Annotated in this window: 14 protein-coding genes, 1 tRNA gene and 1 pseudogene; 10 read left to right on the forward strand and 6 right to left on the reverse strand. The window is 70.9% G+C overall.

All coding sequences use genetic code 11. The features are described 5' to 3' along the window. Positions 1-112: 112 nt before the first annotated feature. The 3 genes from GCU69_RS18520 (at position 113) to GCU69_RS18530 (ending at position 3,532) form a co-directional block, all read left to right on the forward strand. The gene (locus GCU69_RS18520; protein ID WP_156206649.1) at positions 113-1,105 is read left to right on the forward strand and encodes an IS481 family transposase; all 993 of its coding nucleotides are present in this window, start codon (positions 113-115) and stop codon (positions 1,103-1,105) included. Positions 1,106-1,504: 399 nt separating this feature from the next. Beyond that, entirely contained in the window at positions 1,505-2,044 is a 540-nt protein-coding gene (locus GCU69_RS18525; protein ID WP_156206668.1) for a hypothetical protein, read from the forward strand. Positions 2,045-2,854: 810 nt separating this feature from the next. Beyond that, positions 2,855-3,532 carry a hypothetical protein gene (locus tag GCU69_RS18530; protein ID WP_156206669.1) on the forward strand — a complete coding sequence of 226 codons (678 nt, stop codon included), beginning with the start codon at positions 2,855-2,857 and terminating at the stop codon, positions 3,530-3,532. 143 nt (positions 3,533-3,675) lie between these two features. On the opposite strand, the gene GCU69_RS18535 is transcribed toward GCU69_RS18530, so the two are convergent. Together GCU69_RS18535 and GCU69_RS18540 are read right to left on the reverse strand one after the other, a co-directional pair. After that, positions 3,676-3,749, reverse strand: a tRNA-Pro gene (locus GCU69_RS18535). Between the two features lie 93 nt (positions 3,750-3,842). Further along, the gene (locus GCU69_RS18540; RefSeq protein ID WP_156206670.1) at positions 3,843-4,790 is read right to left on the reverse strand and encodes a metallophosphoesterase; all 948 of its coding nucleotides are present in this window, start codon (positions 4,788-4,790) and stop codon (positions 3,843-3,845) included. A 300-nt stretch (positions 4,791-5,090) separates the two neighbouring features. On the opposite strand from GCU69_RS18540, the gene GCU69_RS18545 reads away from it, so the two are divergent. Continuing rightward, positions 5,091-5,954, forward strand: coding sequence for an LLM class F420-dependent oxidoreductase (locus tag GCU69_RS18545; RefSeq protein ID WP_098752664.1), 864 nt, complete (start codon positions 5,091-5,093; stop codon positions 5,952-5,954). Between the two features lie 119 nt (positions 5,955-6,073). After that, positions 6,074-6,541, forward strand: coding sequence for a GatB/YqeY domain-containing protein (locus tag GCU69_RS18550; RefSeq protein ID WP_098752668.1), 468 nt, complete (start codon positions 6,074-6,076; stop codon positions 6,539-6,541). Between the two features lie 535 nt (positions 6,542-7,076). On the opposite strand, the gene GCU69_RS18555 is transcribed toward GCU69_RS18550, so the two are convergent. Beyond that, on the reverse strand, positions 7,077-9,335 hold the full coding sequence (locus tag GCU69_RS18555; protein WP_156206671.1) for a transglycosylase domain-containing protein: 2,259 nt from the start codon (positions 9,333-9,335) through the stop codon (positions 7,077-7,079). Between the two features lie 400 nt (positions 9,336-9,735). Here GCU69_RS18555 and GCU69_RS18560 point away from each other — a divergent pair, with 400 nt between their 5' ends. Next, positions 9,736-10,068, forward strand: coding sequence for a WhiB family transcriptional regulator (locus GCU69_RS18560; protein ID WP_176604603.1), 333 nt, complete (start codon positions 9,736-9,738; stop codon positions 10,066-10,068). Between the two features lie 289 nt (positions 10,069-10,357). Here the strand turns inward: GCU69_RS18560 and GCU69_RS18565 are convergent, their stop codons facing one another. Both GCU69_RS18565 and GCU69_RS18570 read right to left on the reverse strand, forming a co-directional pair. Next, entirely contained in the window at positions 10,358-11,902 is a 1,545-nt protein-coding gene (locus GCU69_RS18565) for an ArsA family ATPase (RefSeq protein WP_156206672.1), read from the reverse strand. 40 nt (positions 11,903-11,942) lie between these two features. Further along, positions 11,943-12,932, reverse strand: coding sequence for an ArsA family ATPase (locus GCU69_RS18570; protein WP_156206673.1), 990 nt, complete (start codon positions 12,930-12,932; stop codon positions 11,943-11,945). 72 nt (positions 12,933-13,004) lie between these two features. Here GCU69_RS18570 and GCU69_RS18575 point away from each other — a divergent pair, with 72 nt between their 5' ends. From GCU69_RS18575 to GCU69_RS18590, 4 genes and pseudogenes are all read left to right on the forward strand, one after another. Further along, positions 13,005-13,166, forward strand: a complete 162-nt coding sequence (locus GCU69_RS18575; protein ID WP_003975360.1) for a DUF4177 domain-containing protein — start codon at positions 13,005-13,007, stop codon at positions 13,164-13,166. Next, positions 13,163-13,630: a RidA family protein gene (locus tag GCU69_RS18580; RefSeq protein WP_098752658.1), complete on the forward strand. Its 468-nt coding sequence runs from the start codon at positions 13,163-13,165 to the stop codon at positions 13,628-13,630. The genes GCU69_RS18575 and GCU69_RS18580 overlap by 4 nt, the downstream gene beginning before the upstream one ends. Before the next feature lie 198 nt (positions 13,631-13,828). Then, positions 13,829-14,722: pseudogene (locus tag GCU69_RS18585) on the forward strand (NUDIX hydrolase); the annotation flags it as partial. A 209-nt stretch (positions 14,723-14,931) separates the two neighbouring features. Beyond that, positions 14,932-15,762, forward strand: a complete 831-nt coding sequence (locus GCU69_RS18590) for an MBL fold metallo-hydrolase (RefSeq protein WP_156206674.1) — start codon at positions 14,932-14,934, stop codon at positions 15,760-15,762. Positions 15,763-15,992: 230 nt separating this feature from the next. On the opposite strand, the gene GCU69_RS18595 is transcribed toward GCU69_RS18590, so the two are convergent. Next, the gene (locus GCU69_RS18595; protein ID WP_098752656.1) at positions 15,993-16,667 is read right to left on the reverse strand and encodes a Crp/Fnr family transcriptional regulator; all 675 of its coding nucleotides are present in this window, start codon (positions 16,665-16,667) and stop codon (positions 15,993-15,995) included. Between the last annotated feature and the right edge of the window lie 18 nt (positions 16,668-16,685).

Consider the following 16,685-nt stretch of genomic DNA (forward strand, 5'->3'; position numbering starts at 1 on the left):
GCCAGGTTGGTCGAGTTTGTGCGACGACACGGTCTGAATCTGTGAGATGACGAAGGCCCCCGGTTGTGGAGTGGAGCTGTCGAGGAACCGCTCCGCCAACCAGGAGGCCTTCGTGTCTCACGCTAACGCTGCTCTGACGCCCCGTGCCCGTCTTCGCCTGGCGCGTCTGATTGTGGATGAGGGATGGCCGGTCGCCCGTGCGGCCGAGCGCTACGACGTGTCCTGGCCCACCGCCAAGCGATGGGCCGACCGTTACGCCGAATCCGGGCCGGCCGCGATGGCCGACCGGTCCTCACGACCTCACCGCAGCCCGGCCCGAACTACTCAGCCGCAGGTCCGCAAGATCGTGCACCTGCGCTGGAAGCAGCGACTGGGACCGGTCCAGATTGCCGGACGGCTGGGCATGCCCGCCTCGACCGTCCACGCGGTCCTGACCCGCTGCCGGATCAACCGGCTGTCCCACATCGACCGTGCCACCGGCGAGCCGGTGCGCCGCTACGAACACGGGCATCCCGGCGCCATGCTCCACATCGACGTCAAGAAGCTCGGCAACGTCCCCGACGGCGGCGGCTGGCGCTACGTCGGACGCGTCCAGGGCCGCAGGAACCGTGCCGCAACACCAGACAAGCCCCGCAACAAGTACCGCGGCCCGCTGCTGGGAACCGCATTCGTCCACACCGTCGTCGACGACCACTCCCGCGTCGCCTACGCCGAGATCCGCAACGACGAGACAGCCGACACCGCAGTCGATGTCCTGCACCGCGCGGTGGCCTGGTTCGCCGCCCGCGGCGTGACCATCGAGCGGGTCCTGACCGACAACGGCTCGGCCTACCGCTCCCGGCACTGGAACCGGGCCTGCACCGAACTCGGCATCACACCGAAGAAGACCCGGCCCTACCGGCCACAGACGAACGGCAAGGTCGAGCGCTTCCACCGCACCCTGGCCGACGGCTGGGCCCTCGGACGCTTCTACTCAAGCGAATCAGCCCGCCGCAAAGCCCTGCCGGCCTGGCTCCATCACTACAATCACCACCGCCCCCACACTGCAACCGGCGGCAAACCGCCCGTCACCAGGTTGACCAATGTCCCTGGGCAGTACACCTAGGGCAGCGGCGTCCGGACGCCCGTGTTTCAGCCCACGCGTGACGACTCGGCCGTGGATCGTGGACGGCGACTTGTGGGTGGATTGAGCCGCTTCTCCCACTCTGGCCCAAGCGGTCACCGGGGGCCGAAGCCGGTGGATGGCCGACTGTGCCTGCAGGGCATTTCGTACGTCCTATATCAGGACGCTGCCTGGTACTCCTTGCCCCGTGGATCGTGATCCCGTTACCGGATCTCAGAGGACCGGCGCGCGACCAGCTGCACCCAGCCAGCCTCGCACGTGAGCCGCGCATAACGAATGCCGCAATTGCCCTGCACTACACCGTGGCACCAGGTAGCTTTCCCTGCCTTGGGGATGCCGGGAGCATGTCTGCGCCTGGCCGAGCGGGGAGGTGCGGGAGCGGTGGGTAAATCTGCAACTGTGCTCGGCCGGGAGATCGGCAAAACCGGGCGGCAGATGAACGTGCTGCTGCACAGGTATGGCTACCTGACAGGCGAGCCAGGCGCGTACTCCCTAACCGATAAGGGAGAGAAGTACGGCACCCAAGAGGATCATTACAGGGGCAACGTCAGGTCCCTGCACTACTACCGTCAGTGGACCACAACGATATGGAGCGATGAGACTCTCGCGGCTCTGCTGAACGACATGGCCAATGCGCCCACTCCGCCCGAGCCCGCCGAGTCGTTCCCTGACGACGATGTGACCGTCGCCGAAGCCGAGCCGGTCGGTGCCACTGACCGGGGTGCACCCGATAGCACCGGTACGCGTGTCGATCCGCGAATGGTTGCGATCGCTGCTGCGCTGCTGGTCGGGGCGAAGGCTGCGCAGATCGCGGCTCCGCACGCGCAACGCTGGTGGTCTGAGACTGCCGTGCCGACGACGTCGCGCGTGCTGAAGCGACTGAAGCGGCAGGATCCGTCGGACAACGATGCCGAGACCTAACCCTGAGTCTGCTGTCGCGGCAGAACGCATCAGCGGTTCTCGGTACGTTCGCCGTGAGGCCGATCACCGCGCCAGTCACAACACAGAGCGTTGAGAATCCGATCTGGGCCCAGGTCAGCACGCTTCCACCGGCCTCAGCGGACCCGGTCGTCGCGGCCGGGCAGTCGTAGTGGTCACCCGATCCTGGGGGACGTTCAAGACGAGGGCTCGTCGCTCGGGACTCCCAATCGCCCCGAGCGACGAGAATCCGGTCAGGGAGTGCTCCGTAAGCGGAGCACTCCCTGACCGGCTTTCAGTGCAACCAGTTCGCTGCTCCCATGGCAACGGCCGTCATCGTGCTCCCGAGTGCCAGCAACTTGAGCGGTGCGCGATCAAGTGTCACGTGCAAGGGGCCGCAACGAAGCTCGAAGGCTGGCGTGCGGGAGGGCGGCTCTGACTGGTAGGCCGCTTGAGCGTCAGGAACCACGTGAGAGTTGAGGTGCTTGGCCATGGCCTCTCCGATTCTTCGGGCCTACGGCGCATATCGACCGTAAGCAAGTGGGTTGCCCGGTGATTCGAGCGCGCCCACCTTCGAGCAGCTGCTCCTTAGCGCCGCAAGTCAATCCGCCCGCCTTCCTGCCTTGCTGTCGAGGCTGGTCACTTCATCCAGGCCAGGTCATGTGGGCCTGACCTGCAGTTTTGTTCTCCTCTCTGTGGCTTCGAGTCGAGTAGCCGAGCACATCAAACTTTTGAAGTCCGCTCTGCGACGGGCCCGTTGCGACAATCACGGTTGTCCTCACCAGGCATGCTGTGACAACTACGGTTGTCCCCATGCGTTCAGTGAGCGATGACGAGTTCTGGTTCGATTCGGACGCCATGGCGGATCCGTGGCGTCCGCCTCATGCTGCCGAAGCAGCCTGGATGAAGGACCAGTTGAGGGAGCTTGCCTGCGAGATCGCGGGTCGGATCTCGGCGCGCGGTCAGGAATGCCTGGTCAACGGACACGAACCCTCTGCTATGGCGGAGTTGTTCGCAGACTGGCAGCTCGCCTACCTGCATGCCCTGCGGCGGGTGCATGAAGCCGCTGAGGCGCTTGCCGCAGAGGCTGCGCTGATGGGCGGGGGAATGGGCGCTACCTATGGCCATCTGGGATCTGCCTGGGGGATCTCCAAGCAGGCAGCGCGTAAGAAGTGGCCCGGCGCGGTCGACGACGGCTCGGGGCAACCAGAGAAGATCACGGTGGAAAGGTACGGCGGGGTTGCCGAGATCACATACCTTCCAGACCGGTGTGCTTGGGGCTGGACTGCTCACGGCGACGATGGAACACACCGGGAGACGGAGGAGGTGTATACCGTCCGGTGGATAGCCATGAGTGCGGCCGAGGACTTCCTTCGTGATCACGCCGTGCCTTGGGGGGGCGTCGATGTTCCGCATGCGCTTGGCGATCCGAAGGATTGCTGGTGCTGGGATGACGACGCCTGGGCGCAGGAGCCGAGCAGCGACACGTGACGGCGGTTCCCTCGGTGGAGCTGTGCAGGGGGACTGATCCCTCTTTCGGGTCCGGCTCCCAAATGGCTCCCAAGAGTGCCCCAGAAACCCAGAAGGGGCCCGACCCGCTAAGCGGATCAGGCCCCTGACCTGGTGTTTCTCTGTCGGGGTGGCGGGATTTGAACCCACGACCTCTTCGTCCCGAACGAAGCGCGCTGCCAAGCTGCGCTACACCCCGAAGCAACGAGCCCTACTTTAGCCGACCGGAGGCCACAGGAGAAATCCGGTTAACGGCGTCGGCGCCGGGGCGGGGCGAAAGCGCGAATAAGGGTCAACCCGGGCACTCGGTGAGCGTGATCAGGGTGGCCTCCGGTGGGCAGGCGAAGCGGACCGGGGTGTAGCGGTTCGTGCCGCAGCCCGCCGATACGTGCAGGTAGGAGCGGTGTCCGCGGGCCTCGTGGGTGGACAGGCCCTTCACCCGCCCGGTGTCCAGGTCGCAGTTCGTGACCAGGGCGCCGTAGAAGGGGACGCACAGCTGCCCGCCGTGCGTGTGGCCCGCCAGGATCAGCGGGTAGCCGTCGGCGGTGAACGCGTCGAGGCTGCGCAGATACGGTGCGTGCACGAGGGCCAGCGAGAAGTCGGCGCCCTCCTCGGGGCCGCCCGCCACCTCGTCGTAACGGTCCCGCTTGATGTGCGGGTCGTCCAGGCCGGTGAGCGCGATCTCGATGCCGCCGGTGCCGGGGCCGTCGAGCTTGAGACGGCCGCGGGAGTTCGACAGGCCCACCCAGCCGGCCGCGTCGAAGGCGTCCCGCATGCCCTCCCACGGGTTCCGGGCGACGCCGATGGCCGGGTCGTTCTTGCCGTTCAGGCCGTGCTGGCCGCGCACCTTCTCCAGGAGGTAGCGGCCCGGGTTGCGCAACTTGGGGGCGTAGTAGTCGTTCGAGCCGAAGACGTACGTGCCGGGGAACTCCATCAGCGGCCCGAGCGCGTCGAGGACCTCCGGCACACCCTCCGGGTCGGAGAGGTTGTCGCCGGTGTTGACGACGAAGTCGGGGCGGAGCCCGGCCAGCGCCCGGAGCCAGCGCTGCTTCTTGCGCTGGCCGCTGACCATGTGGATGTCGGAGAGCTGGAGGACGCGCAGTGGCCGCATCCCGCGCGGCAGCACGGGCACCTCGACCCGGCGGAGCCGGAAGGAGCGGACTTCGATGCCTGCGGCGTAGCCGATACCGGCCGCGCCGACTGCCGTGATTCCCAGGGGTACTGCGTATCGCGCGCGCATGTGTCCATCGTCGCAGAGCCGCGCCGGTACGGGCCCCCGGGAGGCGCGGGACCCGGCGTACGGGTGCGGAAAATCCACAGCGTGTCCCGCCTCCCTGCCGGCCCGACCGGCGGTGCGCGGCCGCACCGTGCCCGCGGCCGCCCCCCGTGCGGCCCGGCTGGGGAATTTCGGCGGACGTGTGTCGTTGTCCCCTCTGGGTCCGCTCTGTGAGCCACGCCACGCGTCCGGAGCGCCCGGAACACGAGAACCCGAAGAAGCACGAGCGCGCGACACAGCGACGCGAGAGAGAAGGACGGTGCCATGCGGCTCGGAAAGACCGGATTGTGGACGGCCCCCGGGATGTGGGAGCCGGGCAGCGCCGAGCACCGGGAGGCGGCCGCCGAACTGGAGGACCTCGGTTACGGCACGCTCTGGCTCGGCAACACCACGGGTGATCTCGCCGAGGTCTCGGCGCTGCTCGACGCGACCCGGCGGCTCGTCGTCGGCAGCAGCATCGTCAACGTCTGGCTGAACGATTCCGCGACCCTGGCCGCAGCGTACCGGCAGGCCGCCGGGGCCCACCCCGGCCGCGTGGTGGTCGGGCTCGGCAGCAGCCACGCCCCGTTGGTGGAGGGGGCCGGGCAGGACTACCGGAAGCCGTACAGCAAGCTGCGCTCCTATCTGGACGAGCTGGCCGCCACCGAACCGCCCGTGCCGGGAGAGGACCAGATGCTCGCCGCGCTCGGCCCGCGCACGCTGGCCCTGGCGGGCGAGCGCACCGCCGGGGCGCTGCCGTACCTCACGACGCCCGAGCACACCGCCCAGGCGCGCGAGATCCTCGGCGACGGACCGCTGCTCGCGCCGGAGCAGAAGGTCGTCCTGGAAACCGACCCGGTCCGGGCCCGCGAGATCGCCCGGGAGACGCTGGCCATGTACATGTCCCTGCCGAACTACGTGAACAACTGGCGCCGGCTCGGCTTCACCGAGCACGATGTCGCCGACCGCGGCAGCGACCGGCTCGTGGACGCCCTGGTCGCCTGGGGAGACGTGGACACCGTGCTCGCGCGGGTACGGGAGCACCGGGCGGCCGGCGCCGACCACGTCGCGCTCCAGGTGCTCACCGGGTCACCGGGCCTGCCGCTGGCCGAATGGCGCGAACTGGCCCCGGCCGTACGCGAGTCCTGACCTGCCGGCTCCGCCCCGCCCCCGGATCCGGGCCGCCCTGCGGAACCGGCCCGTCCTTCCGCCCCGGCCCCCGGGCAATGCACTGGGCGTACGGTGCGGCGGGCTGGCAAGATTCGGGCATGACCACGCTCAAGAACCGTCTGCAGGAAGACCTCACCGCGGCGATCAAGTCGCGGGACGAGCTGCGCTCCTCCACGCTCCGGCTGACCCTCACCGCGATCTCGAAGGAGGAGGTCTCCGGCACCGCTGCCCGGGAACTCTCCGACGACGAGGTGCAGAAGGTGATCGCCCGCGAGGCGAAGAAGCGCCGGGAGTCCGCCGAGGCGTTCGCGCAGGGCGGGCGGGCCGAGTCGGCCGAGCGGGAGCGGGCCGAGGGCGAGGTGCTCGCGGAGTATCTGCCGAAGCAGCTGTCGGACGACGAGCTGCGCGCGATCGTCGCCGAGGCCGTGCGGGAGGCCGCGGCGGGCGGTGCCGAGGGGCCGCGCGCCATGGGAGCGGTCATGAAGATCGTGAACCCGAAGGTCGCCGGGCGGGCCGAGGGCGGCCGGGTCGCCGCCGAGGTGAAGCGGCTGCTGGCCGGCGGCTGACCGGCCCGGCCCCGGACCGGCCTCGGCTCGGTTCCGGTCCCGCTCCGGCCCGGGTCCCGCTCCGGACCGGTTCAGGCCCGTCTTCGGGTCGGCTCGGTTCCGGTCCCGCTCCGGCTCGGGTCCCGCTCCGGACCGGTTCAGGCCCGTCTTCGGGTCGGCTCGGTTCCGGTCCCGCTCCGGCTCGGTTCCGGCCCGGCTTCGGCCCTGCTTCGCACCGGCTCCGCACCGACCTCGCCCCCGCTCCGGGCCGGCTTGCCGTTCTGGGGACGCGAGTGCGTGTAGCAGGGGGACGCCGAGCGCGCGTACGAGGGCGTACGAGGGGACGCCGAGCGCGCGTACGACGAGACATCGCGCGCGTACATGGAGACGCCGAGTCCGCGTACGAGGAGGGGCGCCCGGGATCATCACCCGGGCGCCCCTCCTCGTACGTGTCCGGCACGGCACCCCCGGACCCCGCCATGCCATCCGTCCGGGTAGGCGTGCGGGCCGGGCGCCCCGCGCCGTGTGGAACGGCGCGGGGCGTGCGGAGGGGGCGCTAGTTGCGGCCGCCCGCGCCTCCCCAGTTGCCCCAGCCACCGCCGCCGTCGTTGCCGCCGATGATGTCCGGCGGGATCGAGACGTCGGGCCACGGGTTTCCGCCGCCGCCTCCGCCGCCGTTCCCGTTTCCGTTCCCGTTCCCGTCGTCGTTCCCGCCGTCGTCCGGCTTGTCGCGGCCCTTGTCCTTGTCCTTGTCCTTCTCCGGGTCCGCGATCGGGATCTGCGGCAGCTGCGGGGCCGGCTCGCCCTCCAGGGCACCGGTCATCGCGTCCCGCCAGATCGGCCCGGGCACCTCACCGCCGAAGACCTTGGCGTGGTACCTGCCGCCGATGGTGATGTCGACCATCCGCTTCTTGTGCGCCGGGTCGCCGACCCAGACCGCGCCCGCCATGTTCGGGGTGTAGCCGACGAACCAGGCGGCGTAACGGAAGTCCGTGGTACCGGTCTTGCCCGCGCTGGGCCGCCCGGTCAGGCCGGCCTGGGTGCCCGTGCCGTCCTCGACGACGCCCTTGAGCAGGGTGTTCATGGTGTGCGCGGTCTTCTCGGACATGGCCCGGGAGCACTTGCTCTCCGGAACCTTCAGCGCCTTGCCGTTCGCGTCCTTGATCGACTCGATGGCGACCGGCGTGCAGTACGTGCCGCCGCTCGCGAACGTCGCGTAGCCGGCGGCCATCGTCAGCGGGGACATCTCCTGGCCGCCGAGGGTGATGGAGGGCACCTGGCTGAGGTCGTCGCCGTCGGCCCGCTCGACGCCCATCTTCTGCGCCATGTTGACCACCGGGCAGATCCCGATGTCGCTGATCAGCTGCACGTAGTAGGTGTTCACCGACTTGGCGGTGGCTTCCTTCATGCCGTACGGGCCGACCTCGGACTCGTTCTCGTTCTCCACGGTGGCCGTGCCCGACCACTGGCCCTCGCAGGCCGGCACCGGGCTCGGATACTCCATCTTGTACGGCGCGGGGTACGTCTTCGTCGGCTGCACACCCTTCTCCAGGGCCGCCGCCGCGACGATCGGCTTGAACGTCGAACCGGGCTGGTAGCCCACGCCGCCGCCCATGTCCTCGTCGACCGACAGGTTGAGCGTGGTCTGGTTGTCGTCCAGGTCCAGGCCGTACGGGCGGGACTGGCCCATCCCGAGGATCTTCCCGGTGCCCGGCTCGACGAGCGAGACGGCGGTGGCGACCTCGTCGTCCTTGTTGACGTGGTTCTTGACCGAGGCCTGCACCGACTTCTGCGCCTTGGGGTCGAGGGTGGTGCGGATGGTCAGTCCGCCCTCGTCCCAGCGGTTCTTGCGCTCCTTGGCGGTCTTGCCGAACTCCTTGCTGTTCAGGAAGACCTCACGGACGTAGTCGCAGAAGAAGCCCGCGCCGTCGACCGCGGTGATGCAGCCGTTCTTCGGCTTGCTGATGTCCAGGCCCAGCGGCTTCTTCATCGCCTCCTCCGCCTCGGCCCGGGTGATGTCCTTGACGGCGGCCATCCGCTGGAGCACGACGTTCCGCCGCTTGACGGCCGCGTCCTCGTTGAGCACCGGGTCCCAGCGGGTGGGCGACTGGACGATGCCGGCGAGCAGCGCGGCCTCCTCCAGCTCCAGGTCCTTGGCGGACTTGCTGAAGTAGCGCTCGGCCGCCGCCTCGACGCCGTAGGCCTGCTGGCTGAAGTAGGTGATGTTGAGGTAGTTCTCCAGGATCTTCTTCTTGCCCAGCTCTTCCTCGACCTGGATCGCGTACTTCAGTTCCTGGATCTTGCGGCCGAGCGTCTGCTGCGTGGCGGCCCTGAACTTCTCCGCGTCGTTGCCCGCCTCCTCGACGAAGACGTTCTTCACGTACTGCTGGGTGAGGGTCGACGCGCCCTCGGTGACGCCGCCCTCCTGCGCGTTCCGGTTGAGCGCGCGCAGGATGCCCTTGAGGTCGACCGCGCCGTGCTCGTAGAAGCGCGCGTCCTCGATCGCGACGATCGCCTTCCGCATGTACGGCGAGATGTCCTTGAGCGGCACCACCGTGCGGTCGCGGGAGTAGACGGAGGCGATGAGGCCGCCGTCGGCGTCGAGGATGGTGGTCTTCTGGCTCAGCGGCGGGCGCTTGAGATTGGCCGGGATCTCGTCGAAGCCCTCGACCGAGCCCTTCGCCGCGAGCCCCAGCGCGCCGGCCGCCGGCAGGGCGATCCCCGCGAGCACGGCACCTGCCAGCACACTGACACCGAGGAATTTGGCGGCCTGTTGCGTTGTGGTGGGGGCCCCGCCCGAGCGCGTCTTAGCCATGGAAACAGCCTACGTTCTCATTCGCCGGACACGCGCGCATCCGTTGGCCTAAGCTCCCCTCATGAGTCACAACTGTGACTGAAGCACCCCGTCACCACCCCCTCCCTCTTACATCCTTCACCCCCTCGTTGCGCCGTTCGCCCCGAATGTCGCACTGCGACGCTCCGGCACTGCCGAACGGAGGGTGTTATCGCCCTGTTTGGCCAGGTAGTTCGGGTATGCGCCCCACTCACTCCGTTGGGTGATCTGCCGCGTACGCATAGTCCGTTCGGGCCATTCAAGATTGGGCCCGCAGGGGGTGTTGCGCCCTGGCCGCCTTCCGTAACGTCCTCAACTGGCAACGGTGAATATGCCGCTGCCGCCGTGGGGGAGCCTCAATTCGGGAGAGGACGGCACCAGCATGGGCTGGGTAACCGACTGGAGTGCACAGGCAGCCTGTCGCACGACCGATCCGGATGAACTGTTCGTCCAAGGGGCGGCCCAGAACAGGGCCAAGGCCGTCTGCACCGGATGTCCGGTGCGCACCGAGTGCCTTGCCGACGCCCTGGACAACCGAGTCGAATTCGGCGTATGGGGCGGCATGACGGAACGGGAGCGGAGGGCGCTGCTGCGCCGCCGCCCGACCGTGACCTCGTGGCGCCGGCTGCTGGAGACGGCACGGACGGAATACGAGCGCAGCTCGGGGATTCTCCCCGTGGAGCTCGACGAGGAGGACTACGCCGCGGTCGGGTGACCGGGGCTTGCGCCGCGCTGCGCCGGGCCGCGGTGTGCCGCGGTCGGACGGCGCGGGTCTGAGCGCGGGTGTGCGGACGATGGGGTGTGCGGACGATCCGCGCAGGTGACGATCAGGTCTGTCCGTGGGGCGGCCGCCCCGTGCGCCGGTGCCCGTGTGTCGGCAGGCTCTCGGGACGTCGGCCCTGGCGTCGGCCCGCAAGGCGTCGGCCGTTCCGTGCAGGGGCCGCTGCGCAGGGCTCAGCTGCGCATGGTTCCGCTGCGCAACGGCCGTCCGTGCGCCGGCCGCGTCAGGCCGCACCCGGGGTGCTGCCGTCGGCCGCCAGCCGTTCGCCGATCGCGCGCAGACCCGCCAGGTCGTGCACGTCACCGGGCAGCGCCGAGACCTCTGCGACCGGCACCTCCGGGTGCAGGGCGGTGAAGCGGTCGCGGTTGTGCTGCTCGCGGCCCAGCACCTGCATGCGTTCGGCATGGAGACGCAGCAGCCCGGCGGCCAACCGGTCCGCCGTCGCCCGCCGCGCCGGTCCGTCCTGTCCGTGCGGTCCGTCCTGTCCGTTCCCTGATGAGTCCGGCCGGTTCCCTGCGCTTTCGTCCTCGTCCTCCCGCGGCGCGGCCTCGTCCGGACCGCCTCCGGCGGCGGGGGAGTCACCGGCCGGGGCGCCGTCGCCGAGGCTCTCGGCCGCACGACTGGCAGTCTCCCCATCGCCCTGATCCACAATGCGGGCGTTTTCAAGATTTTCTGACTCCAGCGTCTCCGCGGCGCCGAGGGCCCGTTCGGCACTCAGCCCGGCCGCGCCGCTGCCGTGCACCCGGTTCAGCACGAGCCCCGCGAGCGGCATGTCCTCGGCGGCCAGTCGCTCCACGAAGTACGCCGCCTCCCGCAGTGCGTCCCGCTCCGGCGCGGCCACCACGAGAAAGGCCGTGCCCGGGGCCTGGAGCAGCCGGTACGTCGCGTCGGCGCGCGTGCGGAAGCCGCCGAACATGGTGTCCATCGCGGCCACGAACGTCTGTACGTCCCGCAGCAGTTGCCCGCCCATCAGCTTGCTCAGCGTCCCCGTCATCACCGACATCCCGGCGTTCAGGAACTTCATCCCGGCCCGGCCGCCGACCTTCGCCGGTGCCATCAGCACCCGGATGAACTTGCCGTCGAGGAACGACCCGAGGCGCTTCGGCGCGTCCAGGAAGTCCAGCGCCGACCGGCTCGGCGGGGTGTCGACGATGATCAGGTCCCACTCGTCGCGGGCCCGGAGCTGGCCGAGCTTCTCCATGGCCATGTACTCCTGCGTGCCCGCGAAACCGGCCGAGAGCGACTGGTAGAACGGGTTCTCCAGGATGGCCCGGGCCCGCTCGGCATCCGCGTGCGCCACGACGATCTCGTCGAACGTCCGCTTCATGTCCAGCATCATGGCGTGCAGTTCACCGCCCGGACGGCGGTCCCGGTCCCGGCCCCCGGCTGACCCGCCCCGGCCTGTTCCGTCTTCGTCCGTTCTGTCCCCGTCCGGTCCCTCTCCGTCCGGTGCCTCCCCGGCAGAGCCGTCCCCCGCAGACCGGTCCCCGTCCGGTTCGTCCCCGTCCGGTCGGCCCCCCGCGAGGATGCCCTCCACCCGCCGCGGGACGTTGTCCAGGGACGCGATCCCCATCGACTGGGCGAGCCGCCGCGCCGGGTCGATGGTGAGCACGACGGTCTTCCGGCCGCGCTCCGCCGCCCGTACCCCGAGCGCGGCTGCCGTCGTCGTCTTCCCGACGCCGCCCGCGCCGCAGCACACGATGATGCGGGTGCCGGGGTCGTCCAGCAGCCGGTCCACGTCCAGCCGCGGAGCCGCGTCCAGGGTCATACGGTGGCCTCGTTCCGCTCTCGGCCCCGGTCGCGCGGGCTCACGCCGCGGCCTCCGGGATGCCCTGCTTCCTGATGTCCTTGGCGAGCCGGTAGAGCCCGGCGAGGTCGGCTCCCCCGCTCAGCAGCTCCAGTTCCCGGGAGGGCAGGCCGAGTCCGGCTATCTCCTTGCGCTGGGCGCTCTCCAGACGTACCCGCTCGACGTGTTCCCCGGCCTGCTCCAGCAGCGGGCCGACCAGCCGCTCGGCCCGGCCGCCGCGGCGGGCCCCGCCGACACCGGCCCGGGACAGCGCCCCGGCGACCGCGGCCCGTTCGGTGCCCCCGGCCCGGGCGAGGGCCTCCTCGTCGAGGATCTCGGGCCGCACCATGTTGATGAAGATCCCGCCCACCGGCAGTCCCGCCGCCCGCAGCTCGGCGACACCGTCCACGGTCTCCTGGACGGGCATCTCCTCCAGCAGCGTCACCAGGTGGACCGCCGTCTCCGGGGACTTCAGCACCCGCATCACGGCCTGCGCCTGGTTGTGTATCGGCCCGATCCGGGCCAGTCCCGCGACCTCGTCGTTGACGTTCAGGAAGCGGGTGATGCGGCCGGTCGGCGGGGCGTCCATGACCACGTGGTCGTAGACCGGGCGGCCGTCCTTGCGCTTCCGCCGCACGGCCTCGCAGGCCTTGCCGGTCAGCAGTACGTCCCGCAGGCCGGGCGCGATGGTGGTGGCGAAGTCGATGGCGCCCAGCTTCTTGAGGGCCCGCCCGGCGCCGCCCAGCTTGTAGAACATCTGGAGGTAGTCCAGCAGCGCCCGCTCCGCGTCGATGGCCAGGGCGAACACCTCACCGCCGCCCGGCGCCACCGCGATCTTGCGCTCCTCGTACGGCAGTGCCTCCGTCTCGAAGAGCTGCGCGATGCCCTGCCGGCCCTCGACCTCGACCAGCAGGGAGCGCCGGCCCTCCTCCGCGAGGGCCAGTGCGAGCGCGGCGGCGACCGTCGTCTTGCCGGTCCCGCCCTTGCCGCTGACCACATGGAGCCTGCTCATGATTTGGAGCCTAACCAGTCGGCACCCGGGCTACGCACGGGACCGGCTGTCGCAGGCATTACAGTCGGCACCATGACCAAGTGGGAATACGCGACCGTGCCGCTGCTCGTCCATGCAACCAAGCAGATCCTCGACACCTGGGGTGAGGACGGCTGGGAACTGGTGCAGGTCGTGCCGGGGCCGAACAACCCGGAGCAACTGGTGGCCTACCTCAAGCGGGAGAAGCAGGCGTGAGTGCCGTCGAGGAGAAGATCGCCTCACTCGGGCTGACGCTGCCCGAGCCGGCCGCGCCCCTCGCCGCCTACGTCCCCGCGGTCCGCACGGGCCGGTACGTGTACACCGCCGGCCAGCTGCCTCTCGTCGAGGGCAAGCTCCCGCTGACCGGCAAGGTGGGCGCCGAGGTCACCCCGGAGGAGGCCAAGGAACTGGCGCGCACCTGCGCGCTGAACGCGCTCGCCGCGGTCAAGTCCGTCGTCGGTGATCTCGACCGGGTGGTCCGGGTGGTGAAGGTCGTCGGATTTGTCGCCTCCGCGTCGGACTTCACCGGCCAGCCAGGCGTCGTCAACGGCGCCAGCGAGCTGTTCGGCGAGGTGCTCGGCGACAAGGGCGTGCACGCCCGGAGCGCGGTCGGCGTGGCGGTGCTGCCGCTGGACGCGCCGGTCGAGGTCGAGATCCAGGTGGAAGTAGCCGGGGACTGACGGACACCGTTCGCGCAGGTGGCCGGGTACCGCGCCCTCGAACATCCACGCGGGAGCGCATAGCATCCGGCCATGTCCGCAACGCATGGGTCCGCAACGGACGGGTCCGCAACCGACCGGCCGGCAACGCCGGAGCCCGCGACTGACGCGGCCGCGACGGAGGAGTCCGCGACCGGGGCGGCCGCAACCGGTGCGGTCGTGACCGACCCGGCCCCGGCCGGTGCCTCCGCGGCGCCCGGGGCCGCGGCGGACGGCCAGTGGTATCCGCCGGAGTGGCCCGCCCGCATCCGAGCGCTCGCGAACGGCGGGCTGACCCCGGTGACACCCCGCCGCGCCGCGACCGTACTGCTGCTGCGGGACGGCCCGGCGGGCCCCGAGGTGCACATGCTGCGCCGCCGGGCCTCGATGGCCTTCGCGGCGGGCGCGTACGCCTACCCCGGAGGCGGCGTCGACGCCCGGGACGAGCGCCCCGTCGGCTGGGCCGGGCCCTCCCGCGCCGACTGGGCCGCCCGGCTCGGAACGGACGAGACGACCGCGCAGGCCGTGGTGTGCGCGGCCGTGCGGGAGACGTTCGAGGAGGCCGGAGTCCTGCTGGCCGGTGCGACCGTCGGCTCGGTCGTCGAGGACACCACGGGCGAGGACTGGGAGACCGACCGGGCGGCGCTCGTCACCCGCGACCTGTCCTTCGCCGATTTCCTGTCCCGGCGCGGCCTGCTGCTGCGCAGCGACCTGCTCCGCGGCTGGGCGCGCTGGATCACCCCCGAGTTCGAGCCGCGCCGCTACGACACGTTCTTCTTCGCGGCCGCCCTGCCGCCGGGACAGCGCACCCGGAACAGCTCCACCGAGGCCGACCGCGTCGTCTGGACCCGGCCCGCCGACGCCGTGGCGGCCTACGACCGGGGCGAACTGCTGATGATGCCGCCGACCATCACGACGCTGCGGCACCTGGAGCCGTACGGAACGGCCGCCGAGGCCCTCGCGGCGGCCGCGGACCGCGATCTGACGCCCGTCCTGGCACGGGCGGAGCTGCGCGGTGAGGAGATCGTGCTGAGCTGGCCGGGCCACGGCGAGTTCACCAAGAACATCGCCGCCGCCCCTCCGGCCGCCCGTGAAGCCGGCCGCGCAGCCGGTGAAGCCCGCGCCGTCGGCGAAGCCGGCCGCGCGGCCCGTGAAACCCGCGCCGTCGGCGAAGTGCGCGCAGCCGATGAAGCCGATGAAGCCAGCGCAGCGGATGAAGCCAGCGCAGCGGATGAAGCCAGCGCAGCCGATGAAGTCCGCGAAGCCGACGGAGGCCCCGCCGCATGACGTACGCAGCATCCCTGCCCGGACAGCCGCGCGGCGGTGCGATCTCCGGCCCGGCCACCGAACGCGCGGTGTGCGTCCTGGCGCCCAACCCGTCCCCGATGACCCTGGACGGCACCAACACCTGGATTGTCTCCGAACCCGGCTCCGACCTCGCCGTCGTCATCGACCCCGGTCCGCTGGACGAGGGGCATCTGAACGAGGTCGTGGCGACGGCCGGGCGCGCGGGCAAACGCGTCGCGCTGACGCTGCTCACGCACGGGCACCCGGATCACGCGGACGGCGCGGCCCGCTTCGCCGAACTCACCCGGACGGATGTACGGGCCCTCGACCCGGCGCTGCGCCTCGGCGACGAGGGGCTGGCCGCCGGGGACGTCGTCACGACCGGCGGCCTGGAGCTGCGTGTGGTGCCGACGCCCGGCCACACCTCCGACTCGCTCTCCTTCCATCTGCCCGCGGACGCCGCGGTGCTGACCGGTGACACCGTCATCGGCCGGGGCACCACGGTCGTCGCGCACCCGGACGGGCGGCTCGGCGACTATCTCGACTCGCTGCGCCGGCTGCGCTCCCTGACCGTCGACGACGGGGTGGACACGGTGCTGCCCGGGCACGGGCCGGTGCTGAACGACGCGCGGGGTGCCGTGGAGTTCTACCTGGCGCACCGCGCGAACCGGCTGGCGCAGGTGGAGACGGCGGTCGAGGCGGGACACCGTACGGCGGCGGAAGTCGTCGCACACGTGTACGCGGATGTGGACCGCACCCTGTGGCCCGCCGCCGAGCTGTCGGTCCGCGCCCAGCTCGAATACCTCGCGGAGCACGGGCTCGTCTGACCGGGCCGACGGCGCCACCGGGCCGTCCGGGCCGAATCCACCGGTCGCGCGAGCCGTCCGGTCCCACCGGCCGCACGAGCCCTCCGGGCCCGTCCGCGCCGTCCGAGCGAGCCGGCCCCGCAGCGCGAGAGAGCAGCCGCTGGGCAGGCAAGCGAAAGCCGGCCCCGCCGCGTGGGCGGGACCGGTCGTGCAGGCCGGGGCCCGCGAGGTTCCGAAGGGGCGTGGGGGCCTCAGCGCGAGCGCTTGGCCAGGCGCTCCACGTCCAGCAGGATCACCGCGCGCGCCTCCAGCCGCAGCCAGCCGCGGCCGGCGAAGTCGGCGAGCGCCTTGTTGACCGTCTCCCGGGAGGCGCCCACGAGCTGGGCCAGCTCCTCCTGGGTCAGGTCGTGGACGACGTGGATGCCTTCCTCGGACTGCACCCCGAAGCGGCGGGAGAGGTCCAGCAGCGCCTTGGCGACACGTCCGGGGACGTCCGAGAAGACCAGGTCGGACATCGAGTCGTTGGTGCGGCGGAGCCGCCGGGCGATGGCCCGCAGCAGAGCGGTGGCCACCTCGGGGCGGGCGTTCAGCCAGGGCTGGAGGTCGCTGTGCCCGAGGGCCAGCAGCTTGACCTCGGTGAGCGCGCTGGCGGTGGCCGTGCGCGGGCCCGGGTCGAAGAGCGACATCTCCCCGATCAGCTCGCCGGGGCCGAGGACGGCGAGCATGTTCTCCCGGCCGTCGGCGGAGGTCCGGTGCAGCTTCACCTTGCCCTCGGTCACCACGTAGAGCCGGTCGCCGGGGTCGCCCTCGTGGAACAGCGCCTCGCCGCGCGCGAGGGTGGTCTCCGTCATCGAGGCGCGCAGCTCAGCGGCCTGCTCTTCATCGAGCGCCGCGAACAGCGGGGCGCGCCGCAGAACGTCGTCCACGAGATCTCTCCTTGTCGA

It is taken from the genome of Streptomyces lycii (genome assembly GCF_009735685.1).
GTDB lineage: Bacteria > Actinomycetota > Actinomycetes > Streptomycetales > Streptomycetaceae > Streptomyces > Streptomyces lycii.